This window comes from Streptomyces sp. NPDC058620 (genome assembly GCF_042717135.1).
Lineage (GTDB): Bacteria > Actinomycetota > Actinomycetes > Streptomycetales > Streptomycetaceae > Streptomyces.
Genome location: NZ_JBHXQO010000013.1, coordinates 22,573 through 46,942, shown reverse-complemented (window position 1 = coordinate 46,942; position 24,370 = coordinate 22,573). Strand labels below are relative to the sequence as shown.

At 69.8% G+C, this 24,370-nt stretch carries 25 protein-coding genes and 1 pseudogene; 14 read left to right on the top strand and 12 right to left on the bottom strand.

Annotated elements, in window-relative coordinates:
* Positions 1 to 4 precede the first annotated feature (4 nt).
* The 5 genes from ACFWSK_RS15565 to hemL form a co-directional block, all read right to left on the bottom strand.
* Positions 5 to 760 carry a cytochrome c biogenesis CcdA family protein gene (locus ACFWSK_RS15565; protein ID WP_383785483.1) on the bottom strand — a complete coding sequence of 252 codons (756 nt, stop codon included), beginning with the start codon at positions 758 to 760 and terminating at the stop codon, positions 5 to 7.
* A gap of 4 nt (positions 761 to 764) precedes the next feature.
* Positions 765 to 1,370: a TlpA family protein disulfide reductase gene (locus tag ACFWSK_RS15560; RefSeq protein WP_383785480.1), complete on the bottom strand. Its 606-nt coding sequence runs from the start codon at positions 1,368 to 1,370 to the stop codon at positions 765 to 767.
* 67 nt (positions 1,371 to 1,437) lie between these two features.
* Positions 1,438 to 2,691: a hypothetical protein gene (locus ACFWSK_RS15555; RefSeq protein WP_383785477.1), complete on the bottom strand. Its 1,254-nt coding sequence runs from the start codon at positions 2,689 to 2,691 to the stop codon at positions 1,438 to 1,440.
* A gap of 275 nt (positions 2,692 to 2,966) precedes the next feature.
* On the bottom strand, positions 2,967 to 3,659 hold the full coding sequence (locus tag ACFWSK_RS15550) for a histidine phosphatase family protein (protein WP_383785474.1): 693 nt from the start codon (positions 3,657 to 3,659) through the stop codon (positions 2,967 to 2,969).
* Complete coding sequence (gene hemL, locus ACFWSK_RS15545) at positions 3,656 to 4,963, bottom strand: glutamate-1-semialdehyde 2,1-aminomutase (protein WP_383785472.1); 1,308 nt, start codon at positions 4,961 to 4,963, stop codon at positions 3,656 to 3,658. Before hemL ends, ACFWSK_RS15550 begins: the two co-directional genes overlap by 4 nt.
* 285 nt (positions 4,964 to 5,248) lie before the next feature.
* Here hemL and ACFWSK_RS15540 point away from each other — a divergent pair, with 285 nt between their 5' ends.
* The 4 genes from ACFWSK_RS15540 to ACFWSK_RS15525 all read left to right on the top strand — a co-directional run bounded on the left by ACFWSK_RS15540 (position 5,249) and on the right by ACFWSK_RS15525 (position 7,983).
* Entirely contained in the window at positions 5,249 to 5,833 is a 585-nt protein-coding gene (locus ACFWSK_RS15540; RefSeq protein WP_383785470.1) for a hypothetical protein, read from the top strand.
* Positions 5,834 to 5,901: 68 nt separating this feature from the next.
* Positions 5,902 to 6,258, top strand: coding sequence for an ArsR/SmtB family transcription factor (locus ACFWSK_RS15535; RefSeq protein WP_383785468.1), 357 nt, complete (start codon positions 5,902 to 5,904; stop codon positions 6,256 to 6,258).
* A gap of 171 nt (positions 6,259 to 6,429) precedes the next feature.
* On the top strand, positions 6,430 to 7,554 hold the full coding sequence (locus ACFWSK_RS15530) for a hypothetical protein (RefSeq protein WP_383785465.1): 1,125 nt from the start codon (positions 6,430 to 6,432) through the stop codon (positions 7,552 to 7,554).
* A 114-nt stretch (positions 7,555 to 7,668) separates the two neighbouring features.
* Positions 7,669 to 7,983, top strand: a complete 315-nt coding sequence (locus ACFWSK_RS15525; protein ID WP_383785462.1) for a hypothetical protein — start codon at positions 7,669 to 7,671, stop codon at positions 7,981 to 7,983.
* On the opposite strand, the gene ACFWSK_RS15520 is transcribed toward ACFWSK_RS15525, so the two are convergent.
* Entirely contained in the window at positions 7,916 to 8,488 is a 573-nt protein-coding gene (locus tag ACFWSK_RS15520) for a TIGR03086 family metal-binding protein (RefSeq protein WP_383785459.1), read from the bottom strand. The two genes, ACFWSK_RS15525 and ACFWSK_RS15520, sit on opposite strands and share 68 nt — an antisense overlap.
* An 81-nt stretch (positions 8,489 to 8,569) precedes the next feature.
* Between ACFWSK_RS15520 and ACFWSK_RS15515 the strand changes: the two are divergent.
* The 4 genes and pseudogenes from ACFWSK_RS15515 to ACFWSK_RS15500 form a co-directional block, all read left to right on the top strand.
* Positions 8,570 to 9,382, top strand: a pseudogene (locus ACFWSK_RS15515) (DUF6597 domain-containing transcriptional factor); the annotation flags it as partial.
* A gap of 96 nt (positions 9,383 to 9,478) precedes the next feature.
* Entirely contained in the window at positions 9,479 to 10,030 is a 552-nt protein-coding gene (locus ACFWSK_RS15510; RefSeq protein WP_383785744.1) for a GNAT family N-acetyltransferase, read from the top strand.
* 85 nt (positions 10,031 to 10,115) lie between these two features.
* Positions 10,116 to 10,895 carry a metallophosphoesterase gene (locus ACFWSK_RS15505; protein WP_383785457.1) on the top strand — a complete coding sequence of 260 codons (780 nt, stop codon included), beginning with the start codon at positions 10,116 to 10,118 and terminating at the stop codon, positions 10,893 to 10,895.
* Between the two features lie 82 nt (positions 10,896 to 10,977).
* Positions 10,978 to 11,733, top strand: coding sequence for a Mut7-C RNAse domain-containing protein (locus ACFWSK_RS15500; RefSeq protein ID WP_383785454.1), 756 nt, complete (start codon positions 10,978 to 10,980; stop codon positions 11,731 to 11,733).
* 19 nt (positions 11,734 to 11,752) lie between these two features.
* Here the strand turns inward: ACFWSK_RS15500 and ACFWSK_RS15495 are convergent, their stop codons facing one another.
* On the bottom strand, positions 11,753 to 11,938 hold the full coding sequence (locus ACFWSK_RS15495) for a hypothetical protein (RefSeq protein ID WP_383785451.1): 186 nt from the start codon (positions 11,936 to 11,938) through the stop codon (positions 11,753 to 11,755).
* A 21-nt stretch (positions 11,939 to 11,959) separates the two neighbouring features.
* Complete coding sequence (locus ACFWSK_RS15490) at positions 11,960 to 12,472, bottom strand: hypothetical protein (protein ID WP_383785448.1); 513 nt, start codon at positions 12,470 to 12,472, stop codon at positions 11,960 to 11,962.
* 107 nt (positions 12,473 to 12,579) lie between these two features.
* On the opposite strand from ACFWSK_RS15490, the gene ACFWSK_RS15485 reads away from it, so the two are divergent.
* Complete coding sequence (locus ACFWSK_RS15485) at positions 12,580 to 12,930, top strand: YnfA family protein (RefSeq protein ID WP_383785445.1); 351 nt, start codon at positions 12,580 to 12,582, stop codon at positions 12,928 to 12,930.
* A gap of 96 nt (positions 12,931 to 13,026) precedes the next feature.
* Positions 13,027 to 13,785 (top strand): SDR family NAD(P)-dependent oxidoreductase, encoded by a 759-nt coding sequence (locus tag ACFWSK_RS15480; protein ID WP_383785443.1) that lies wholly within the window; start codon positions 13,027 to 13,029, stop codon positions 13,783 to 13,785.
* Positions 13,786 to 13,847: 62 nt separating this feature from the next.
* Here the strand turns inward: ACFWSK_RS15480 and ACFWSK_RS15475 are convergent, their stop codons facing one another.
* Complete coding sequence (locus ACFWSK_RS15475) at positions 13,848 to 15,041, bottom strand: RtcB family protein (protein WP_383785440.1); 1,194 nt, start codon at positions 15,039 to 15,041, stop codon at positions 13,848 to 13,850.
* A gap of 171 nt (positions 15,042 to 15,212) precedes the next feature.
* Between ACFWSK_RS15475 and ACFWSK_RS15470 the strand changes: the two genes are divergently transcribed.
* The 3 genes from ACFWSK_RS15470 to ACFWSK_RS15460 all read left to right on the top strand — a co-directional run bounded on the left by ACFWSK_RS15470 (position 15,213) and on the right by ACFWSK_RS15460 (position 18,741).
* A complete protein-coding gene (locus ACFWSK_RS15470) occupies positions 15,213 to 16,064 on the top strand; it encodes a DUF3558 domain-containing protein (RefSeq protein WP_383785438.1) in 852 nt (283 codons plus the stop codon).
* Between the two features lie 200 nt (positions 16,065 to 16,264).
* Positions 16,265 to 17,092, top strand: a complete 828-nt coding sequence (locus tag ACFWSK_RS15465) for a DUF3558 domain-containing protein (RefSeq protein ID WP_383785434.1) — start codon at positions 16,265 to 16,267, stop codon at positions 17,090 to 17,092.
* 239 nt (positions 17,093 to 17,331) lie between these two features.
* Positions 17,332 to 18,741 carry a DUF2637 domain-containing protein gene (locus ACFWSK_RS15460; protein WP_383785431.1) on the top strand — a complete coding sequence of 470 codons (1,410 nt, stop codon included), beginning with the start codon at positions 17,332 to 17,334 and terminating at the stop codon, positions 18,739 to 18,741.
* Positions 18,742 to 18,837: 96 nt separating this feature from the next.
* Here ACFWSK_RS15460 and lysS read toward each other — a convergent pair whose 3' ends face one another.
* On the bottom strand, positions 18,838 to 20,598 hold the full coding sequence (lysS, locus tag ACFWSK_RS15455) for a lysine--tRNA ligase (protein WP_383785429.1): 1,761 nt from the start codon (positions 20,596 to 20,598) through the stop codon (positions 18,838 to 18,840).
* Positions 20,599 to 20,776: 178 nt separating this feature from the next.
* On the opposite strand from lysS, the gene argS reads away from it, so the two are divergent.
* Positions 20,777 to 22,549 (top strand): arginine--tRNA ligase, encoded by a 1,773-nt coding sequence (gene argS, locus ACFWSK_RS15450; RefSeq protein WP_383785741.1) that lies wholly within the window; start codon positions 20,777 to 20,779, stop codon positions 22,547 to 22,549.
* A 73-nt stretch (positions 22,550 to 22,622) separates the two neighbouring features.
* Here argS and ACFWSK_RS15445 read toward each other — a convergent pair whose 3' ends face one another.
* Together ACFWSK_RS15445 and ACFWSK_RS15440 are read right to left on the bottom strand one after the other, a co-directional pair.
* Positions 22,623 to 23,048, bottom strand: a complete 426-nt coding sequence (locus ACFWSK_RS15445) for a hypothetical protein (RefSeq protein ID WP_383785426.1) — start codon at positions 23,046 to 23,048, stop codon at positions 22,623 to 22,625.
* 108 nt (positions 23,049 to 23,156) lie between these two features.
* The gene (locus ACFWSK_RS15440) at positions 23,157 to 24,350 is read right to left on the bottom strand and encodes a phosphatidylserine/phosphatidylglycerophosphate/cardiolipin synthase family protein (RefSeq protein ID WP_383785423.1); all 1,194 of its coding nucleotides are present in this window, start codon (positions 24,348 to 24,350) and stop codon (positions 23,157 to 23,159) included.
* Positions 24,351 to 24,370: the final 20 nt, after the last annotated feature.

Below are 24,370 nucleotides of genomic sequence, written 5' to 3'. Positions count from 1 at the left end.
GGACTCAGATCCCCACAGTGAAGCCGTTTGACCAGACCTGCATCTCCTGCATGAGGGAGTCCCAGACGCCCGTCAGCAGGAGGATTCCGGTCGCGATCATCATGCCGCCGCCGATGCGCATGACCCATGCGTAGTGGCGCTTGACCCAGCCGAACGCGCCGAGTGCCTTGCGGAAGGCGACCGCCGCCAGGACGAACGGGACACCGAGTCCCAGACAGTACGCGACGGTCAGTACCGCCCCGCGTCCGGCGGTGGCCTGCTGGGCGGAGAGCGACAGGACGGAGGCGAGTGTCGGGCCGATGCAGGGGGTCCAGCCGATGCCGAAAAGGGCGCCGAGCAGCGGCGCCCCGGCCAGCCCGGCCACCGGCCGCCTGTGGAAGCGGAACTCGCGCTGCGTCACGCCCGGCAGGAGCCCCATGAAGAAGATCCCCATCAGGATCATCAGACCGCCGAGGACCTTGTTGAGTACCCCGGCGTGCACCTGGAGCTCCTGGCCGAAGTAGCCGAAGAGGGCGCCGGTGGAGGCGAAGACGACGGTGAAGCCGAGGACGAAGAGCGAGGCCCCCGCCACCACCCTGCCGCGCCGGGCCTCCGCCAGGTCGGTGCCGCTGACCCCGGTGACGTAACTCAGATAGCCGGGCACGAGCGGCAGCACGCAGGGCGAGAAGAACGAGACGAGACCGCCGAGCAGGGCGATGGGAACGGCCACCAGCAGAGCGCCGCTGAAGACGGTCTCGTTGTACGCGGCGAGGGTGATCACCGGATCACTTCTCCGCGATCAGCGGGTCGATCATCTTGCGCAGGTCCTCCGCGTTGAGGGCCTGCAGGGTGCGGGCGGCGAGCTTTCCGTCCCGGTCGATGACCACGGTCGACGGGATGGCCACCGGGTTCAGCGTGCCCTTGGGGAAGCGCAGGATGAGCTTTCCGGTCGGGTCGAAGAAGCTCGGGTAGGTGACGCCGTAGTCCTTCTCGAAGTTCACCGCGGCGGCCTTCTGGGCGTCCCGGGTGTTTATGCCGATGAACTGGACGCCCTGGTCCGCGGTCTCCTTCGACACCTTGGCGAAGTGCGTGGCCTCGGCGCGGCACGGACCGCACCACGATCCCCAGACGTTCAGGACGACGACCTTGCCCTTGTAGTCGGCGACGTCGAGGCTCTTGCCGTCCAGGGTGGTGCCGTCGAGCTTCGGGGCGGCGACGCGCTCACCCTTGGCCACGGTCGAGATTCCGCCGCTGCCGGTCACGAAGTTCGTGTTGCCGCCGCCACCGGCCTTGTTGCCGTCCCCACCGCACGCGGACAGGGTCAGCGTCGCGGCCGCGGTGGCGGCGGCGAGCAGGATGAAGCGGCGTCGGGGTGCGCGGCCAGGGCTCATGTGAAAAGTTTCGCATGACGGATTCGGGGATCTTGCGCACCCCCCTCTCTGCCCGTAAAGCCCCTTGTCAAGGCTGTTTAAAGAAGGCATTCCAGCCGCCCGCGGGTGACTGGCCGACGTCAAGCGTACGGAGCTTCGCCAGCACCGCCGGATCCTGGACGTCGAGCCAGTCGACGAACTGCCGGAAGGAGACGAGCCGCACGTCCGGCTTACCGGCGATGTGCTTGATCACTTCTTCGACGGCATCCATATAGATTCCGCCGTTCCACTCCTCGAAGTGATTGCCTATGTAGAACGGCGCGCGATTCGTCTCGTACGCACGCCGGAAACCGTTCATATAGGCACCGGCCGCCTGCTTGCGCCAGCCCGGATAGCGGGACGGCATGCCCTTGGTCGAATTCAGCGACTGATTGGCGAGGATGTTGTAGTCCATGGAGAGGACTTCGAAGGAGTGCCCGGGGAACGGCATGCCCTGCAACGGAAGATCCCATACTCCCTGGCGCTTCTCCGGCCACATCTGACGGCCACCGGGCGAGCTGGCGTCGTACCGCCATCCCAGCTTCTTCGCCGTCGGCAGGAGATTGTCCTGACCGAGCAGACAGGGAGTGCGTCCGCCGATCAGTTCCTTCCGGTAGTCGAACGGGAGCGGATCAAGGTTTTCCCAGCCGGTGTTGGTCCGCCATTCGGTGACGAAGGAGACCGCCTGGTCGATCTCGCTCTGCCATTGCGCGGGCGACCAGTTGGCGACCGACCCGGAGCCTCCGCAGAAGTGGCCGTTGAAGTGGGTGCCGATCTCGTGGCCGTCGAGCCACGCCTCACGGACGTACTTCAGCGTGTCCTTCACATGGCCGTCGGTGAGATAGCCGATGTCGGAGGCACCGCGGGGATTGTTCGGCGGACGGTACAGCGACTTCTTCGACTCGGGCAGCACGTACAGCCCGGAGAGGAAGAAGGTCATCGCGGCGTCGTGTTCCCTGGCCAGTTCGAGAAAGCGCGGGAACAGTCCGTTGCCGACCTCGCCCGCCCCGTCCCAGGAAAAGATCACGAACTGCGGCGGCTTCTGGCCGGGTTCGAGAGGGACGGGCGCGGAAGGCTGATGCGGCTGCTTTCCGGTATCCGCGGTCGAACCGTCACCGATCAGCCGGATGTCCTTCTTCGGAGCCCCGGCTCCGGGCCCGTTCCCGTCGCCTCCACCGCCGCCCCCGGAACTCTCCGGACGCCCCGGACCACCTTTACCGGAGGATCCGCAACCGGCGATCCCGATAGCGGCCGCGGCTCCCAGCCCGGCGCCCAGCAGACCCCTTCGCCTGATCTCGCGCATATCGTCCCCATCCGCGTCGTTCACCTCACGCCCACACAAACCGGCGAAGGCTTAGATGACCGAAGGAACACGGGGGTTCCGCGAACGGGAACAAATATCGATACGAGACCGGACCCTTACGGAACCTGCACACCAAAGAAGATCAGAACTACGGCCGCGGGAATCGCACACCGCGGATCATGGCCGAGAGCCGCCACACCAAGCCCCTCCGGCACATGAGGACGAAGCGGCACCCGGACGCACCCGGGCACCGCCCCAACCACCCACACCAGCGCCTACGCGCCGAACGCCTTCGACTTCCCCTTCACCGGCTTGGCCCCGGCCAGCAGATGCGCCGGTACGAGATCCCGCGCCGGCTCCGTGTACGCGACCGACACGATCTTGTCGCCCCGGTACGTGAAGCTGGTCAGCGAAGCCAGCGTGCACTGCCGCCGCCGCGGGTCGTGCCACAGCCGGCGGCGCTCCACGAAGCTCCGCACGATCCAGATCGGCAGCTGGTGGCTGACGCACACCGCCTCGTGCCCCCGCGCCGCGTCGCGCGCCGCGTCCAGGGCGCCCATCATCCGTACGACCTGCTCGATGTACGGCTCCCCCCAGGACGGGGTGAACGGGTTGGTGAGGTGCTTCCAGTTCTCCGGCCTGCGCAGCGCCCCGTCGCCGACCCCGAAGGTCTTGCCCTCGAAGACGTTGGCCGCCTCGATCAGGCGCTCGTCGGTGGCGAGGTCGAGGCCGTGCGAGGCGGCGACCGGCGCGGCCGTCTCCTGGGCCCGCTCCAGCGGGGAGGCGACGACATGCGTGACGTCGCGCTTCTCCAGGTGCTCGGCGACCCGGCCGGCCATCTGCCGGCCCAGCTCGGAGAGGTGGTATCCGGAGCGCCGCCCGTAGAGGACGCCGTCCGGATTGTGCACCTCGCCGTGGCGCACGAGGTGCACCACGGTGGTGTCGTCACGGCTCGCGTTCTCGCTCATGCGGTCGCCTCCGCCGCGGCCCGCGCCGCGGCCGGCAGGGCAGCCGCGATGCGCTCGACGGCCGCCGTGTCGTGTGCGGTCGAGACGAACCAGGACTCGAAGGCGGACGGCGGCAGGTAGACGCCCTGCGCCAGCATCGAGTGGAAGAAGGCGGTGAAGCGGAAAGCTTCCTGCTTCTTCGCGTCCTCGTAGTCACGGACGGGCCGGTCGGTGAAGAAGACGGAGAACATGTTGCTCGCCGACGACACCGTGTGCGCGACGCCCTCCTTGGTGAACGCCTCGCCCACCAGCCCCCGCAGCTCCGCGGAGACCGCGTCGATCCTCGCGTACGCGGCGTCGTCCAGCAGCCGCAGCTGGGCGAGCCCCGCGGCGGTCGCGACCGGGTTCCCGGACAGCGTGCCCGCCTGGTAGACGGGGCCGGCCGGGGCGAGGTGCGCCATGACGTCGGCACGCCCGCCGAAGGCCGCCGCCGGGAAGCCGCCACCCATGACCTTGCCGAAGGTCATCAGGTCGGGGCGGACGCCGTCGATGCCGTACCAGCCGGCCTTGGAGGTGCGGAAGCCCGTCATGACCTCGTCGGAGATGTACAGCGCGCCGTTGGCCGCGCAGATCTCCTTCAGGCCGGCGTTGAAACCGTCCAGGGGCGGGACGACGCCCATGTTGCCCGGCGATGCCTCGGTGATCACACAGGCGATCTCCCCGGGCTGCGCGGCGAACGCGGCCCGCACGGCCTCCAGGTCGTTGTACGGCAGCACGATCGTGTCGCCGGCCTGGGCGCCCGTGACCCCGGGGGTGTCGGGCAGACCGAAGGTGGCGACGCCGGAGCCTGCGGCGGCCAGCAGCGCGTCGACGTGCCCGTGGTAGCACCCGGCGAACTTCACGACCTTCGCGCGGCCGGTGAACCCGCGGGCCAGCCGGATCGCGGACATGGTCGCCTCGGTGCCGGACGACACCAGCCGCACCTGCTCCACCGGCTCGATCCGCGCGACGATCTCCTCGCCGAGCGCGACCTCGCCCTCACCGGGCGTACCGAACGAGGTGCCCTTGGCGACCGCTTCCTGGACGGCCGCGATGACCTCGGGGTGGGAATGGCCGAGAATCATCGGCCCCCAGGAGCAAACGAGGTCGACATACTCGCGACCGTCGGCATCGGTGAGGTACGGACCGGTACCGGACACCATGAACCTGGGCGTACCGCCCACGGCCCGGAACGCACGTACGGGAGAGTTCACGCCGCCGGGCGTCACAACGGACGCACGGTCGAACAGCGACTGTGAAACTGGGGCTTCGTATGAATACGCCACTTTGGTCCTGATCTGCGATTCGGGGGTCGGGAGGCCGGGCCGGAAGTCCTGGCCAACGGTGAGCAAGGAGCGCACTCTCCTCGTATCACGAAAGGGAGTCAGCCCCCTCGCGTCTGCGAAACTGGGGCGTCATTAGGGAAAGCTCACACATGCCATGGTGTCAGAGGCACGGACGGTCTTGCGGACAGGTGTTTCACCGCACGCCCGTGGGGGAGGTCACTGACACGATGATCGGGTTGCGCAGCCGGGGCTGTGTCTCCTAAGAAGTAGTCGGGTGGATGAGATATGCATCGCGGTGGCGGAGTGGGCGAAGGGACCGACGACCTGGGGCCCGAGCCTGCCCGGCGAGGGCGGCACCGGCGCGGGGCAGAGCGCGCACAGGGTGCGCAGGCAGGGAACGCGAGAAGTTCCGGAAGCAGGAGCAGTGGCCGCGTGGGGGTGACCTACAAGTACTTCGGGGCCCCCGACGGGGCCACGGCGGCACGCGTGCCCATTTCGATGCGCCCCGAGGAGCTCGGTGGTGACGAGCTGGGCATGGGCGGCATGTTCACGAAGATCAAGCCGGAGACGGTGGCCGCGATGGTCCTCACCGGCATACAGGGCATACCCCTGCACCAGGTCCCCCCGCTCGAACTGGTCGTTCTGCACCCCGACTACGCGGTGGTCAAGCTCCCCATGACGGTCGTCGACCCCCTGCGCGACGTGGGCGAGGAGTCGGTCGGCGCGGCGGCCTTCATCTGGTCCACGGTCCCGGACCGGGGCGGCCCCCGCGACGCGTTCAACGTCTACCAGCTGCTCCACGAGTGGCAGGACTTCTCCCACCGCCTGCACGACGCCGGCCACCAGGCGTACTGCCTGGTGTGGCCGTAGCCGGTCATCACGACGCCCGTCCCCGCTCTCGGCCGCCCCCTTGATTCGACATGTGTCAACATAGACATATGTCGAATGCGAAGGCGTTGCCCCTGCTGGAGTCATCGGCCGCCCCCTGCTGCGCGCCCCTTTCGGAGCGTCCGCTGACCGCCGAGGAGTCCGTCCGTACGGCCACGATGTTCAAGGCACTCGGCGACCCGGTACGGCTGCGCCTCTTCTCGCTGGTGGCGTCCCACGAGGGCGGCGAGGCGTGCGTGTGCGACATCTCCGACGTCGGGGTCTCCCAGCCCACCGTCTCCCACCACCTCAAGAAGCTCAAGGACGCGGGCCTCCTCACCTCCGAACGCCGCGGAACCTGGGTCTACTACCGGGTCGAGCCGTCCGTGATCACCGCCATGAGCCAGTTGCTGACCCCGCGCGGCTGAAGCCCGCACCCTTCGACCGCACCGCACCGTTCGACCGCACCGCACCGTTCGGCCGCACCGCACTCTTCGACAGCCTCCGCACCCTTCGACAGCCTCCGCCGCCAAGTGCCACTGTCGGACCCCCGCCCTACAGTTCCCTTAGATCATCAGGCACTTCGGGAGGGGACCCCCATGACCGGCGCAGTGACCGCTCGGCCCGTCACCACATTCACGGCTCCCCTGGGCCCGGCCGGGAAATCGGTCGACGCCCCTTCCATACTCCGTTGGCCGACCGGCCGCCGGCTGCTGGTGCAGCGCGGTGACACCGAGGCGGCCGTCGTCGACCTGGACGCCGAAGGCACTCCGCAGACCCGCTTCCCGGCCCCCTGGCCCGGCGCGTTCGGCACGTTCACCGTCGCCCCCGACGCCGGCCTCGCGGTCTTCGCCGGGCTGCACGCGGTGCGCGCGGTCGAACCGTCCGGCGCGGTGCGCTGGGAGGTGCGGCACGGCTGCTGGGACGGCAGCTGCCGCGTCCTGCACCACGCGTACGAGGAGTACGCCGCCGGAAGCCGCTCCCACCTGTACGCGGACAGCGGCTCGGTGATGTTCTCCCCGGACGGCTCGGTCGTCTGGGCCCACATCCGCGGCCCGGTCGCCGCATCGGGTCAGGACCCCGAGGCCGTGGACGAATGGCTGGTCATCGACGCCGTCGACGGCAGGGTGCTGGGCCGGGCCGACGCCGAGACGGTGGCCGCGGGGTCGGACCACGTACCGCACCCCGATCCCGCCCTGATGGGGCTCAGCGTCGGCGAGGGACAGGACGGGGCGCCGCTCCTCTGGGGCCGGTGGGACGGCCGGGAACTGTCCGTGGAGCACTTCTGCGAGAGCGAACGCATCCTCGCCTCGGTGAGCCCCTCGGGCAAGCACTTCCTGACGGTGGGCCACGACCTGGCCTCGATCGCCCTGCACGAGATCGCCGACGCCACCGTGGTCGCCGAACTGGACGCCGAAGGCGCTCTGCCGCGCCATCCGGACGCCGGGGAGGACGACCCCGACGCGGAGCAGGTGATGTGGGACTACGTGTGCGGCCACATCGACGAGGACTGGGCCGTCGCCGGCTCGGGGGAGTACGACGAGGAGTACGGCGCCGCCCGGCACTGGCTGCTGCGCACCACGGAGCTGGACTCCGCACGGCCCCTCACCTACCCGACGCCCATATCCGGCGTGCCCTGGGGGCTGGGGGACGGGACCTGGTACACGACCTCGCCGGACGGGGGCGCGTTGCATCTCTGGGCGTTGCACATTCCGCGGCCCTGAGTCCGGCGTACGCCCCCGCTCGGCTCTATCCGGCCAGTCATTGGCCGAAGACCCGTCTGAGCTGACACCCCGAACGTGCCGATGCAAGGGGCATCGACACCGAGGGAGGCCACCGTGGACGACATTCTGCTGGCCCTGTCCATCCCCGTGCTGGTCTTCGCGAGCGGCATCTACGCGGCGTGCGACAGCTGGTGGCGGCGCCGTCATCCGGCGCCGCCACCCCCGTACGCCCACCGGGCGGCCCGGCTGGCCGAGCACGCGATGCTGACCCGGGCCGAGGACATCGTCGACGGGGCGTACGAGACCCTGGCGCCCCTCTACGATGCTCCTGCCGCAGGCATGCCGACGGCAGCCGCGTACGTCACCCCCGGTGCGAGCGCCAGCCCGGATCACGACCGGTCACGGCCAGCACCTGCTCGAAAGCGCTAGCCCCGGCCTGTACGGGGAACGGCTCGCCGAACACCTTGCCCTCCCGGGCCTTCGGCGCCAGCGCGGCGAGAGCGGGTCCCACCTCGTCCACCACGGCCGCGTCGGGCACGAAGTCCTGACCCGTCGCCCTCGCCAGGTCCCAGGCGTGCACCGTCAGATCCCCCAGGACCATGAGCCCGACCGTCCTGGCAGGCAGCCCCATCCCGCCCGCGACGCCGTCCTCGGCGCCGGGCGCGTCCCACGCCGTCACCAGCCGCTCCGTCTCCCGCGCGAAAGCGCCGCGCCAGTCACCCGACACGACATCGGGCGCCTCACCGAAATCCGTCGGCTGCCTGGCCGCCAGCGCCTGGAAGTTGACGACCACCTGGAAGAGATGGCTGAGCAGGGCGCGGACGTCGTACTCGCTGCACGGCGTGGGATCTCCCAGCCGCTCGTCGTCGATGCCCGCCACCACGGGAAGGGCCTGGTCGCGGGCGGCCGCCAGCAATTCACTGATCTTCTGCATGCCTCAGACCGTGGACCCACCGGCCCGTCGGCGTCTTGAACAAACGCGCCACGGACCTCTGGCGCTCATAGGATCACCCGCATGGCCGGACCCCGACGCGATACCCGGGGCATCGTCGACGCCCCCGACCTGTTCACGCACGTACGCTTCCGCCGCCGCGAGCCGGCCCCCGCCCTGCGGCCGTATCTGGAGCACTACTGGCTGATCGACTGGGACCTGTCCCAGCCCTACGTTTCGCATGTGGTGCCGCACCCCTCGGTGAACCTCGTCTTCCAGCGGTTCGAGAGCGGCGACGAGAGGGAACGGACCGGCTTCGCGGAGGTCTCCGGCATCGGACTCGAACTCTTCGCCCAGAAACTGGAAGGGCGGGGGCGCGTCTGCGGCGTGCAGTTCCGGCCCGGCGGATTCCGGCCCTTCGCCCCGGAGAGGCCGGTGTCGGAGTGGACGGGCCGGCGGATTCCCGCCGAGCAGGTGCTGTCCACGCGAACGCCTCCGTCGGCCGTACTCGACCCGGCCGACGAGGACGCCCGGGTCGCCGCACTCGACCGCTGTCTGCTGTCGCTCGGACCCCGCCCCGATCCCCAGGCCGACCGGGCCATGGCCGTGGCCGAACGCGCTCGCGCGGACCGCTCCTTGCGCCGGGTCGGACAGCTGGCCCGCACCGAAGGGCTGTCCGCGCGCTCACTGCAACGGCTCTTCTCGACGTACGTGGGCGTCGGCCCCAAGTGGGTCATCCTCCGCTACCGCGTCCACGAAGCGCTGGAACGCGCCGAGTCGGGCCCGGAGACCGACTGGGCGGCGCTGGCCGCGGACCTCGGCTACAGCGACCAGGCACATCTGGTCAGGGACTTCACCGCGACGGTGGGCGTACCCCCGACGGCCTTCGCCCCGCGCCGGCCTGACCGGCCGCGCGCCGGTCCGGCCCCCGCGCCGACCGTCCGTGTGCTGCCGCGCCCCCCGTTGTCAGTGCCCGGCTCTACAGTCTTCGGCATGGAAAGCGCCGCGTCATCACCGTCCCCGCCGGACCGGCCGGCCTCCCCCGTCCGGATCGTGCCCTGGTCCGACGGCGACCTCGAGCTGCTCCGCCGGGCCAACGCACCGGAGCTGATGGATCACCTCGGCGGACCCGAGAGCGAAGAACAGCTGACGGCCCGCCACGACCGCTACGTGGCGCTGAGCGCGGACCGCACGGGCAAGGGCCGGATGTTCCGGATCGTCCTGGCAGCCGGCGGCGAGGACGTGGGAACGATCGGCTTCTGGGAGCGCACCTGGCAGGGCCGGGAGGTGTACGAGACGGGCTGGGCCGTCCTCTCCGGCTTCCAGGGTCTCGGCATCGCGACGGCGGCGACGGTGGCGGTCGCGGCCGAGGCGCGGGCCGAGCACAAGCACCGCTACCTGCACGCCTACCCGTCCGTGGAGAACGGCGCGTCGAACGCGGTGTGCCGCAAGGCCGGCTTCACGCCGCAGGGCACCTGCGAGCTCGAGTACCCGCCGGGCAACCCCTTGCTCTCGAACGACTGGCGGCTGGATCTGCGCACATGAGCGGACCGGGTCTTGCGCGACCCCTCGGCCTAATGGATGAATACGCATGAACCATTAGCCGATTTCACCGACGGATGGGCACACGATGTTGCTGGCACACATCAGCGATCTGCATCTCGACGGAACCGACCGGGCGACGGACCGGGCCACCCGGGTGGTGACCTACCTCAACTCCCTGGCCCGGCAGCCGGACGCGGTCCTGGTGACCGGCGACATCGCGGACCACGGCGCTCCCGAGGAGTACGCCGAGGCGGCCCGGCTGCTCGCCGCGCTCACGGCACCGGCGCTCCCCTGCCCCGGCAACCACGACGACCGCGCCACCTACCGCAAGGTCCTGCTGGGCGACGAGCACACCGAAGGGGCGGACGGCGTCACCGGCCCCATCAACCGACTGCACCACGTGGCCGGTTACGCGCTCCTGCTCTGCGACTCGACGATCCCCGGCGAGGACGCGGGACGGTTCGACGACGAGACGCTCGACTGGCTGGCCCGCACCCTGGACGACCTGGGTGACACCCCGGCACTCCCGGCCTTCCACCACCCGCCGGCCACGGTCCACCACCCGTACCTGGACTCCACGAACCTGACCAACGCGGCACGCTTCGCCGAACTGCTCGCCGAGCGCCCCGTCGACAACGTCCCTGCGATCCTCACCGGCCACGCGCACACCTCGATGGCGGCCACCTTCGCCGGGCGGCCCCTGCTCGTGGCGCCCGGCGTGATCTCGACACTGCGGCTACCGTGGGAGAGCGGCGAGGGACTCGTCGACCGGATCGCACCGCCCGGGGTCGCCTTCCACGTCCTGGACGAGGGCGTCCGGGGTGCGGGCGGACGGATCACCACGCACTACCGCGTCGTGCCGTGACCGCCCGGCGGGGCGCACCCAAGCGGCCCGCGGCTCCGGAAAACCCTCGCTGCCGCGCCCCGCACAGTGGCATCCTGACGAGGTGAACGGACCGGAGATCGACCTCGAAGTAGCACCTGAGCTGCGACTCTTCGTTGCGCACGAACGCCGGGGCGGGCGCACGAGCGTCACCACCGACGGCTCGTCGACGCTCGGCCATGTCGTGGAGTCCCTCGGAGTCCCGCTCACCGAGGCCGGACAGCTGCTCGTCGACGGCCGCCCCGTACCCGTATCGCACATCCCCAGCGCGGGAGAACTGGTCGAGGTCCGCGCCGTGGAACGCCCCCAGCGCGTCCCCGGCGCCCCGTTGCGCTTCCTCCTCGATGTCCACCTCGGCACGCTCGCCCGGCGACTGCGACTCCTGGGCGTCGACGCCGCGTACGAGAGCGAGGACATCGGCGACCCGGCGCTGGCCACGCTCTCGGCGACGGAGCAGCGGGTGCTGCTCTCCCGGGACCGCGGGCTGCTGCGGCGACGCGAGATCTGGGCGGGGGCGTACATCTACAGCGACCGCCCGGAGTCCCAGCTCCGTGACGTACTGGGCCGCTTCGCGCCGGTCCTGGCGCCGTGGACGCGGTGCACCGCCTGCAACGGGAAGCTGGCGGATGCCGACAAGAGCTCGGTGAGCGCCCAGCTGGAACACGGCACGCAGCAGTCCTACGACGTGTTCGCCCAGTGCACGGAGTGCAGCCGGGTGTACTGGCGGGGAGCCCACCACTCGAACCTGGAAGCCATCGTCGCGGACGCCGTCCGCGAGTTCGGCGGACTCGGCACCGAGGCTCCGGCCGCCGGGAGCTGACACCTGGTCAAGCCCCCTGTCACGGCCGCTCCGCGGCCAGACAGCGCTGGATCGTCGGCGCGAGCCGGGCCAGGAACTCCTCACGAGCGAGCACCCCGAGCCGGATGGCCTGCGCCACGCCCTGGGCCGATGACGCCCCACCGCGGACCTCGGCCCCGACGCCCCGACGCCCCGCCTCCATCGACGCCGACGCGGCACCCGTCATCGCCCCCGACGGCTCACCACCTCAGAAGACGTACGCGTCCCCCGTGGCCGGCGCCAGCACCACGTGCTTGTTGTTCCGCGGCTCACGGTCGGGCATGCCACCGCTCCACATCGTGTCGACCCGGACGACCACCTCGGCAGGCCGTGCCCCGAGCCGCAGATCGAGCGTGGCGCGCCGGGTCTCCCCGTCCGCCGACAACGGGCCCGTCCGGCACAGCACCGTGCTGCGGCCACCCCAGAGACAGTTCTGCGGCAGCCCCTGACGACCCGCCAGAGGCGTGGAGAACCGCAGCCGCACCGTGGCGTCCATCAGATCCCACGGACCGCTGTTCGCACTCTCCAGCCAGACTCCGAGCCGATCACCCCAGAGGGAGACATGCCCGTGATGGGACACATCCGCCTCCGGCACCACACCCCGGGTCAGGGGCGGGACCACGGGCCGGGCCGCGGCCGAGGGCCCCGCCCCCCACAGCACGGTCGCCGCCATCGCCGCCGCGGCGGACACCACCAGCAGAGCTCTACGCGTCGCTACCATGCGGCGAACATACCGATCGCCCCCAATCATCCCTATTTAATGACCGGTTCGACGCGCCTCACCCCACCCGCACGGCCCACGCGTCCCCCACGTGAAACGCTCCCCCCATGCTCGTCGCACGCTCCATCGCCCTCTTCGCCGTCGCCGCGCTCTTCGAGATCGGCGGAGCCTGGCTGGTCTGGCAGGGGGTCCGGGGCAGCGACGCGCACGGCGGACGGGGCTGGATCTGGATCGGCGCCGGTGTCATCGCCCTCGGCCTCTACGGATTCGTGGCGACCCTCCAGCCGGACGGCGAGTTCGGCCGCATCCTCGCGGCGTACGGCGGCGTGTTCGTCGCCGGCTCGATCGCCTGGGGCATGGTGGCCGACGGCTACCGCCCGGACCGCTGGGACGTGATCGGCGCACTGGTCTGCCTGGCCGGCATGGCCCTGATCATGTACGCCCCCCGCGGCCGGTAGACCCCGCGCCGTCGCCGCACCCGTGGCCGGTGAACCCCCGCCCCACCTGCCTGCCTATCCTTGGCCCGTATCGATCAGCCGTCCGAGGAGATCGCCATGGCCGCCACCCCCATCGCCGTCATCACCGGCGCGAGCAGCGGCATCGGTGCCGCGACCGCCCGGCAGCTCGCCGCCGCCGGCTACCGCGTCGTGCTCACCGCCCGCCGCAAGGACCGCATCGAGGCGCTCGCGGCAGAGATCACCGAAGCGGGCCACGAGGCGACGGCGTACGCCCTCGACGTGACCGACAGGACCGCGGTCGACGAGTTCGCCACGGCCTTCCGCTCCCTCGCCGTCCTCGTCAACAACGCGGGCGGCGCGCTCGGCGCCGACCCCGTCGCCACCGGCGACCCCGCGGACTGGCGCCAGATGTACGAGACGAACGTCATCGGCACCCTCAACGTGACCCAGGCCCTGCTGCCCGCCCTCACCGCGAGCGGCGACGGCACGATCGTGATCCTCTCCTCCACCGCGGCCCTCTCCTCCTACGAGGGCGGCGGCGGCTACGTGGCCGCCAAGCACGGCGAGCACGTCCTCGCCGAGACCCTCCGCCTGGAGATCGTCGGCACCCCGGTCCGCGTCATCGAGGTCGCGCCCGGGATGGTCAAGACCGAGGAGTTCGCGACCACCCGCTTCCGTGGCGACACGGAGAAGGCCGCCAAGGTGTACGCGGGCGTCGACGCCCCCCTCACCGCATCCGACGTGGCCGACACGATCACCTGGGCCGTCACCCGCCCCAGTCACGTCAACATCGACCTCCTGGTCGTCCGCCCCCGCGCGCAGGCGTCCAACTCCAAGGTCCACCGCACCCTCTGACCCGGCGCACAGGAGCCCCGGACCGCATCGGTCCGGGGCTCAGGTACGTCGCCGCGCGGGGCTCACCCCTTCACGCAGATGACCTGCTTCAGCTTCGCGACGACCTCGACCAGGTCCCTCTGCTGCTCGATGACCTGCTCGATCGGCTTGTACGCGGCCGGGATCTCGTCCACGACGCCGGAGTCCTTGCGGCACTCCACGCCCCGCGTCTGGTCCTCCAGGTCCTGCGTCGTGAAGCGCCGCTTCGCCGCGTTCCGGCTCATCCGCCGGCCGGCACCGTGCGAGGCCGAGTTGAACGACTTCTCGCTCCCCAGTCCCTTCACGATGTACGAGCCCGTCCCCATGGACCCCGGGATGATCCCGTACTCCCCCGAACCGGCGCGGATCGCTCCCTTACGGGTGACCAGCAGGTCCATGCCCTCGTACCGCTCCTCCGCCACGTAGTTGTGGTGGCAGCTGATCTCCTGCTCGAAGGCGACCTTGGCCTTCTTGAACTCCTTGCGGACGACGTCCTTCAGGAGCCCCATCATGATCGCGCGGTTGTACTTCGCGTACTCCTGCGCCCAGAACAGGTCGTTCCGGTACGCGGCCATCTGCGGCGTCTCGGCGATGAAGACCGCCAGGTCCCGGTCGATCAGACCCTGGTTGTGCGGCAGCTTCTGCGCCTGGCCGATGTGATACTCGGCCAATTCCTTGCCGATGTTCCGGGAACCGGAATGCAGCATGAGCCAAACAATATCGGTCGAATCAATACAAAGCTCGACAAAATGATTCCCCTGGCCGAGCGTTCCCATCTGTTTCGTGGCACGTTCCTGACGGAATTTGACCGCATCGGCGATCCCGTCGAACCGTCCCCAGAAATCGTCCCAGCCCGCCGTCGGGAAGCCGTGCAGCGTCCGCGGCTCGACCATCTCGTCGTGCATCCCCCGGCCCACCGGAATGGCCTGCTCGATCTTCGACCGCAGCCGCGACAGATCACCCGGCAGGTTGTTGGCCGTCAGGGACGTCCTCACCGCCGACATTCCGCAGCCGATGTCCACACCCACCGCCGCCGGGCAGACCGCACCGTGCATGGCGATCACCGAACCGACGGTCGCGCCCTTGCCGTAATGGACGTCCGGCATGACCGCGAGACCCTTGATCCAGGGCAGCGTGGCAACGTTGCGCAGCTGCTGCATCGCCCCGTCCTCGACCGATGCCGGATCGGCCCACATGCGAATCGGAACCTGCGCCCCCGGTACCTCTACATACGACATAACCCCTCGATTCCCCCGAAAAGACTGAAAGCGCAAAACTGGCGCCAAGATCGGCAAACACATCGGCCGACCGGCATTCACAGCTGCGCGTGCGATACACATTGTGTCCACCGGCCGCCATCGGGCGGCAACCTGTTTTCGTATCGAAGGGAGCCTGGGAGCGTGCGACACATGGCGTATGTACCCGGCGTCGCGCTCCTCGCAGCGCTCGTCGTCGGCTGCAGCGCGAGCTCGGGCGGCGATGCCGACGACGCCGACAGCAAGGTGGGCAGCCCGACGATCACGGCCGCCCCGCCCGGCAAGTACCGGACCCTGCCCGAACCCTGCCGTGCGGTTCCGCGCTCCACCCTCAAGGACCTCCTGCCCGGCGCCGCCGAACTGCCAGAGGACCAGCAGGAGAAGGTGTACGAGGGCGCGGCCGCCGTGACCTACGACACCGACCGCAAGGTCGGCTGCCGCTGGAAGGCCGACTCCCCGGACATGTCCCGCAACCTCGTCATCGACTTCGAGCGCGTCGTGTCGTACGACCCCGCTGTGAGCGACGACTACCGGGCCGGCGAGGTCTACACGAAGAAGGAGAGCGCCGCCGGTCTGTCGGCCGCCTCCATCCCCAGCGGGGAGAAGACGACGGGCCAGGGCTCGACGCCCGCCACCCCGTCGGCCGGGAAGAACGCCGGCGGCACGGACAGCGCGGACGGCACGTCCGGCACCGCCGGCCCCACCGACGCGGCCGACCCCACCGACACCGCGAGCACCGGCACCCCTGGCGCCACCGCCGTGGACCTGGAACCGCGCATCCTGGACAACTTGGGAGATGCGGCCTTTCTGGATGATGTACTCACACGGGCAGGTTCCACCGCCCAGCACCGCACGGTGAGCGTGGTATTCCGCACATCGAACGTCATCGTGACCGTCCAGTACGCCGAGCAGCCCACCCTCGTCACCAAGGTCCCCGACAGCAAGGAACTGCAGGAAAAGGCCCGCGCGCTGGCCCGGCAGCTGGCCGAGACGCTCAGCGAATAGCCGTGGCCCGGCGGCCGGGACCGCACCCCGTCCACCTTGGCGAGGTCCGCGACCGAGGCGGCATCCGGCCACCGTCCGTCGTACCGTGGCCCTCCGGACCACCCCGCCCGCCCGGTCGGCCGACGACCGGCCGCCCGACCGCCCGACCTGCCCGACCGAAGACCCGCACGAGACCGCCGTGCCATCCGAGTGAAGGAACCATGCACCGATCAGCCCCGCGACTGTCCCGCATACTCGCCTGCGCCGCCGTCCCGGTGATGCTCGTCGTCGCCGGCTGCTCGTCGGACGACGGCAAGAAGAACGCGGACGCCTCCGCCTCGGCGAGCGCGAAGCCGAAGGCGCCGACCGTCGAGCCCGCGAAGTTCTCCGAGCTGCCCGACCCGTGCAAGGCGATCGCGAAGAAGACGATCTCGTCCCTGGTCCCCAAGGCCAAGGTCAAGGACGGCACGCCGGGCAAGTCCAGCGACGTCTCGGCCCGCGCCGGCTGTTCCTGGAACGGTCTGGACGACAACGGCGTCAAGGGCTCCCAGTACCGCTGGCTCGACGTCGGCTTCACCCGCTTCGTCTCGGACCAGTCCCTCGGCAGTGGCGCCAAGCGCGCGACGGAGGACTACACGAAGCAGGTCGCCAAGGCCCAGGCCACCGAGGACGCGAAGAAGCTCGAGACCGCCGCTGTCAGCGGCATCGGTGAGCAGGCCACCGCCGTCACGTACGACCTCACCAAGACGAAGGAGGACTTCGAGTACGCGACGGTCGTCGCGCGTACGGGGAACGTCGTCGTCACCCTCACCTACAACGGCGCGGGTTACGCGGGTGCCAAGGCACCGTCCGCCTCCGACATCCTGAAGGGTGCCGAGAAGGCGGCGAAGGAAGCGATCGCCTCGGTCGCCACCGCCAACGCGGCCGCGGCCACCGACGAGGACTCCGACTCCGCGACCACCAAGGCGCCCGCCCCTGGCAAGTCCTCCGCCAAGTCCTCCGCCAAGCCGTCCGCCAAGACCTCCGCCAAGTCCTCTGCCAAGTCCTAGGGCACGCCCCTGGAGCGGGGCACCGGAAACCGTCGGCACATCGTGACGTAGCCCGGCAGCAGCCCCAACCGGCCTGTACAGAAGCACTTTCACGAAGCCCGGCACCCCCTGGGGAGCCGGGCTTCCCCCCTCCCCGCGCAACGCGTGCCCCACGCATGTGCCAGGCTGTGCCCGCGCCGGACGTACTGAGTCGGGCGGAGGGCAGCAGCCCAGGACAGAAGACGGGGAGGGGATCGCGCGTGGCCGCGATGCAGCTGACACGCACGCACCGGATACTCATCGGAATCGTCATCGCCGGTGCGGTGCTCATCGCCGCGATCGGATTCGCGGGCTCGTACGCGGCCGTCCGCGAACTGGCCGTGGAAAAGGGCTTCGGGTCGTTCTCGTACGTCTTCCCGATCGGCATCGACGCGGGCATCTGCGTCCTGCTCGCGCTCGACCTGCTGCTGACGTGGATGCGCATCCCGTTCCCGCTGCTGCGTCAGACCGCCTGGCTGCTGACCGCCGCGACGATCGCCTTCAACGGCGCCGCGGCCTGGCCCGACCCCCTGGGCACGGGCATGCACGCCGTGATCCCGATCCTGTTCGTCGTCTCCGTCGAGGCCGCCCGCCACGCCGTGGGCCGGATCGCGGACATCACGGCCGACAAGCACATGGAAGGCGTACGCCTCACCCGCTGGCTGCTCTCCCCGATCCCCACCTTCAAGCTGTGGCGCCGGATGAAGCTGTGGGAGCTGCGCAGTTACGAGCAGGTCATCAAGCTCGAACAGGACCGGCTGATCTACCAGGCCCGCCTCCAGGCCCGTTACGGCCGCAGCTGGCGCCGCAAGGCCCCCATCGAGTCACTGATGCCGCTGCGCCTGGCGAAGTACGGCGTCCCGCTCGCCGAAACCGCTCCGGCCGGGCTCGCGGCCGCGGGCATCGAACCGGCGCTGCTGCCGCCGGTCGTCCCCGTCCAGCCGCAGGCCGAACTGCCGTACACCGCGCCCCAGAAGACGCAGCCGGGCCAGGAACACCAGCAGGGGAACGAGCAGGACTCCGAGCGCGAGTTCGAGCGCGACTTCGAGCGGGACTTCGAGCGGGACTTCGAGCAGGGTCACGAGGAAGAACAGCACGGCGCGCCCCACCCCCAGCAGTTGCCGCACGAGCAGCGGCAACACGGACACGAAAGCCCCTGGTTCGCGGCGCCGCAGGTGCCGGAGGGCGCGTACGAGGGCGCGTACAACCCGACGTACGTCGAGGGTCTGGAGCCCACCCCGGTGATGATCCCGTCGGGCCCCGGCGGCCGCACCCGTCCCCTCGGTGACGTGGGCACGATCGGCGCGGTCCCCCACCCCCGCAGCGCGGAGCCCCAGCAGACGCACCCCTCGGAGGAGCGGTTCCAGCAGGTACGGGAGCAGCCGCGGGAGCCCGAGGAGGACCTGGCGGAGTGGGCGCAGGAGGACGCGGAATTCGCTGAGATCGCGTACGAGGAGTTCGCGGCGTTCGTGAAACAGCACAACGACTACCCGAGCGTCGAGGCCCTCGACATACACGTCGTGGACGTCCACAACCTCAGGCACCCGCGCAGCGCGGCGCTGATCCGCCGCTTGATGCCGGAGTTCAAGAACCGTTACCACGCGGTACTCGAGGCGGATCACATCGCGTGAACCGGCCATGCGGCCCGTCCGGCGCTTGAGGACGGAAACCGGTACGGCGGAGGGCCGTCACCCAGTTCACCGGGTGACGGCCCTCCGCCCATGGCACTACGCGCCGAGCAGCCTCCGCACCCGGTCCGCCCCCACCGCGAGCAGCAGCGTGGGCAGGCGCGGCCCGGTGTCGCGGCTGACCAGCAGCCGGTACAGCAGCGCGAAGAACGACCGCTGGGCCACCTTCAGCTCCGGCGTCGGCTTGGCATCGGCCTCCAGCCCGGCCAGCACCTTCGGTACGCCGTAGACGAGCGTGGTCAGCCCGTCGAGCGACCAGTGCGAGTCCAGCCCGTCCAGGAGCAGCCGCAGCGACTCGCGGCCCTGCTCGTCCAGCGAGCCGAGGAGTTCCTTGTCCGGCTCGTCGCGGACGATGGTGCGCGCCTCGGGCGGGACCTGGCTGGTGATCCAGTTCTCGGCGCGGTGGAGACGGGGCCGCGCCTCGTCCAGCGAGGTCAGCGGATTCTCCGGGTCCAGCTCGCTGAGAATGCGCAGCGTCTGGTCCTCGGCCCCGGCCGTGATGTCGGCGACCGAGGCGAGGGTGCGGTACGGCAGCGGGCGCGGGGTGCTCGGCAGCTCACCGGCGGCCGTGCCGATGGCCCGTGCGTACGCCGCCGCGTCGGCCGGCAGGACGGAGCCGTCTGCGACCTTGCGCGCCAGCGAGTCCCACTCGTCGTACAGCCGCTGGATCTCCTGGTCGAAGGCGATCTTGAAGGACTGGTTGGGCTTGCGGCGCGCGTAGAGCCAGCGCAGCAGTGGCGCTTCCATGATCTTCAGCGCGTCGGCGGGCGTCGGGACGCCGCCCTTGCTTGAGGACATCTTCGCCATGCCGGAGATCCCGACGAACGCGTACATCGGTCCGATCGGCTGCACACCGTCGAAGATCTCGCGCACGATCTGGCCGCCGACGACGAACGAGGAGCCGGGCGAGGAGTGGTCCACACCGCTCGGCTCGAAGATCACGCCTTCGAACGCCCAGCGCATCGGCCAGTCGACCTTCCAGACCAGCTTGCCGCGGTTGAACTCGCTCAGCCGGACCGTCTCGGCGAAGCCGCAGGCCGAGCAGGTGTAGTTCAGCTCGGTGCTGTCGTCGTCGTAGGAGGTGACGACGGTGAGGTCCTTCTCGCAGTTGCCGCAGTAGGGCTTGTACGGGAAGTAGCCGGCGGTGTTGCCACTGCCGTCGTCCTCGTCCGCCGCGCCGGAGCCCTCGGCGGCCTCCAGCTCGGCCTCGTCGACCTTCTTCTGCTGCGGCTTCTTGCCGCCCTTGGCCGCCGCGCCCGGGTCCTTCTTCGTCCGGTAGCGGTCGAGGATCGCGTCGATGTCGCCGCGGTGCTTCATGGCGTGCAGGATCTGCTCGCGGTACGTGCCCGCCAGGTACTGCTCGGTCTGGCTGATCGCGTCGTACTCGACACCGAGGTCGTCCAGCGCCCCGGTCATGGCGGCCTTGAAGTGCTCCGCCCAGTTCGGGTACGCGGAACCCGCCGGGGCGGGCACCGAGGTCAGCGGCTTGCCGATGTGCTCGGCCCAGGTCTCGTCCACACCGGGGACCCCGGCCGGCACCTTGCGGTAGCGGTCGTAGTCGTCCCAGGAGATCAGGTGCCGGACGGTGAGGCCGCGGCGGCGGATCTCGTCGGCGACCAGGTGCGGGGTCATGACCTCGCGGAGGTTGCCGAGGTGGATGGGGCCCGACGGGGACAGACCGGAGGCGACGACGACCGGTTTGCCAGGCGCACGACGCTCCGATTCGGCGATGACATCGTCCGCGAAGCGGGAGACCCAGTCGGTCTCGGTGCTGGTCTGACTCTCGGCCACGGTCGGCACGTCCTTCTCTCGTGTAGATCCCGTCGGGGGGCACCGCCCATTCTCCCAGGTCCCACCGACAGCGCGAAAACGGCTTTAGGCGGCGGGGCGAACCCCGCACGCCGCCGCGTAAACCGCTTTACACCCCGTGGGATACTTGGGCGATCCCTCGTACCCCTACGGAAACGGCAGCCAGCTCATGGCCTCGGTCAATTCCCTCGCTTCCACGCTCCAGCAGCAGCTGGCGGACGCCCTGACGGCAGCACTGCCGGATGCCGGCACCGCGGACCCGCTGCTGCGCCGAAGCGACCGGGCCGACTTCCAGGCCAACGGCATCCTGGCGCTCGCCAAGAAGCTCAAGGGCAACCCGCGCGAGCTCGCGTCCCAGGTCACGGCCGCCCTTCCGGCGGGCGACCTGATCAAGGACATCGAGGTCTCGGGGCCCGGCTTCCTCAACATCACGCTGACGGACAAGGCGATCATCGAGACGCTGGCCGCCCGCGCCACGGACGGCGAGGGCCGTCTCGGCGTCCCGCTCGCCGGGAATCCGGGCACGACGGTCATCGACTACGCCCAGCCGAACGTGGCGAAGGAGATGCACGTCGGCCACCTGCGGTCGGCGGTCATCGGCGACGCGATGGTGCAGATCCTGGAGTTCACCGGCGAGAACGTGGTCCGGCGCCACCACATCGGCGACTGGGGCACGCAGTTCGGCATGCTCATCCAGTACCTGATCGAGCACCCGCACGAGCTGGACCACCGGGGCGGCGCCGACGACGGCGAAGCGGCCATGTCGTCGCTGAACCGCCTCTACAAGGCATCGCGGGTCCTCTTCGACTCCGACGAGGAGTTCAAGGCCCGCTCCCGCGACCGGGTCGTGGCGCTCCAGGCGGGTGACCCGGAGACGCTCGCCATGTGGCAGCGCTTCGTCGACGAGTCGAAGATCTACTTCTACTCCGTGTTCAACAAGCTCGACATGGACATCCGCGACCCCGACGTCGTCGGCGAGTCCGGTTACAACGACATGCTCGAAGACACCTGCCGGATTCTGGAGGAGACGGGCGTCGCCGTCCGTTCCGAGGGCGCGCTGTGCGTGTTCTTCGACGACGTGAAGGGCCCCGACGGCAACAAGGTCCCGCTGATCGTCAAGAAGACGAACGGCGGCTACGGCTACGCGGCGACCGACCTCTCCGCGATCCGCGACCGGGTGCGGAACCTCAAGGCTGACTCCCTCGTGTACGTGGTGGACGCCCGGCAGTCCCTGCACTTCAAGATGGTCTTCGAGACGGCCCGTCGCGCGGGCTGGCTGGGCGGGGACGTGAAGGCGCACCAGCTGGCCTTCGGCACCGTGCTCGGCAAGGACGGCAAGCCGTTCAAGACCCGTGAGGGCGAGACGGTCCGGCTGGTGGACCTGCTGGACGAGGCGATCGACCGGGCGACGACGGTGGTCCGTGAGAAGGCCGAGAAGGTGGGCCTCACGGAGGACGAGATCGTCGAGAACGGCCGGTACGTCGGCATCGGGGCCGTGAAGTACGCGGACCTGTCGACGTCCGCGGTGCGGGACTACAAGTTCGACCTGGACCAGATGGTGTCGCTGAACGGCGACACGTCGGTGTACCTCCAGTACGCGTACGCGCGTATCCGCTCCATCCTGCGCAAGGCCGGCGACGCGAAGCCGGTCGCGCACCCGGAGCTGGAGCTGGCCCCGGCCGAGCGCGCGCTGGGTCTGCACCTGGACCAGTTCGGCGAGGTCCTGTCCGAGGTGGCCGCCGGGTACGAGCCGCACAAGCTGGCCGCGTACCTCTACCAGCTGGCGTCGCACCTCACCACGTTCTACGACCAGTGCCAGGTCCTGAGCGACGAGAATCCGGCCGAGGTCGTCGAGAACCGGCTGTTCCTCGTCGAGCTGACGTCCCGCACGCTCCACCAGGGCATGAAGCTCCTCGGCATCCGCACCCCCGAGCGTCTCTGAGCACTCACCCTGTTCATGGAGATACCGAAGGCCCCGCACGACACGTGCGGGGCCTTCGGCCATGAACGGGCGGCTACTGGGGCTGTCCCAGCCCCCAGCCGGACACATCGGCCAGTCGGCCGCGCCACAGCGGCATCGACACGGAATTCACGGCACCGACCACCAGCGTCGCGTTCCGCAGGTGAATCCACCGTGGCAGCTGGGAGTCGTCCTCGGCCCGGAGTTCCTTGATCCCCTGGTCCACCGTCTCGGGAAACTCGGCGATCAGGTTCGCCGCGTCGCCCGCCGCCTGGCGCACGCTCCTCGCCCATTCCGACTTCCACGCCTCGTGGCCGATGATGTCGCCGTACAGCACTCCGCTGGGGACGTTGAGCGTGATCGGCAGGCTCGACCGCAACTCACGGTCGAGCAGCTGGATCAGCAGCTGAAGCTGGAGATCGGGGACCGGCTCGGTGATCACCGATGTCGAGTCCTGCGATGTCCCGGCGGACTCGTTCATGGGTATCCCTTCCATACGAGAGCACGGTGGCGCTCATTTTCGAACGTCATCTGCCCGGCACCGGTCCGGACACACCCGCGCCGGACACACCCGTACCAGGCCACTGCGTCACAGGTACCGGCGTATCGGCACGACGGCGGCCTCACGGGCACGCTGCGTCCATGACCGGCGCTTCCACCGGCCCGGCCGGATCAGCTCGCTCTGCCGCAGGTCGTCCTCGAAGTGACCGTCCAGCGTGGCGGTGAGTTCCGGGTCCAGCACGGCCAGCATGACTTCTTCGTCGTGGTCGAGCGAGCGCCGGTTGAAGTTGGTCGAGCCGATCAGCGAGGCGACGCTGTCGACCGTCATCACCTTGGCGTGCATCATCGTCGGCTGGTACTGGAAGATCTTCACCCCGCAGGCGGTGAGGTCCTCGTAGTAGTGCTGTCCGGCGAGCTGGCAGACCCGTTTGTCGGTGTGCGGCCCCGGCAGCAGGATCTCCACCGTGATACCGCGCCGCGCGGCCGCGCAGAGCAGTTCGATGAAGTAGGCATCGGGTGCGAAGTAGGCGGTGCAGATCCGCACGCGCTCCTCGGCGGACTCCAGCATGACCCGGAACAGGGTCTGCATGTCCTGCCACCCGAAACTGGCCGAACCCCGCACCACCTGCACCACCGCGTCGCCGTGCGGGGTGCTCTCCACGAAACGGTCCCGGGCGTCGAAGAGTTCGTCATGGCACTCCGCCCAGTTCTGGGCGAACGCCGCCGCGAGACCGTCCACGGCCGGCCCGCGCAACCGGACATGCGTGTCACGCCACTCGTGCTCGTCACGGGCGTCACCGCACCATTCCTCGGCGATCCCCACCCCACCGGTGAAGGCCGTCTCCTCGTCGACGACGAGTACCTTGCGGTGGCAGCGGTGGTTCTGCTTCAAGGGCGAGAGATACAGCGGCTTACGGAACCAGGCGATCTGGACGCCCGCCTCCTCCATCATCGCCAGCTGGTCCTTCTCGATCAGCCGGCTGCCGAAACCGTCCAGCAGCAGCCGCACCCGGACCCCGGCGCGGGCCCGCCCCGCAAGCGCCTCGGCGAAGTCGCGGGCTATGTCCCCGCGCCAGTACACGAAGGTCATCATGTCCACGGTGTGCTCGGCGCCACGTATCGACGCGAGCATCGAGCCGAATATCTCGTCCCCGTTGCGCAACACCACGAGACCGTTGCCCTCAGTAGCGGCGATGCCGATCAGCCGCTCCAGCCTTCGCCGCAGGCGCAGTATGCGTTCCGCGAAGAGGGGGTCCGGTCTCTCACCTGAGCTGCGGGACATCGTTCACCTGTCCGTATAGG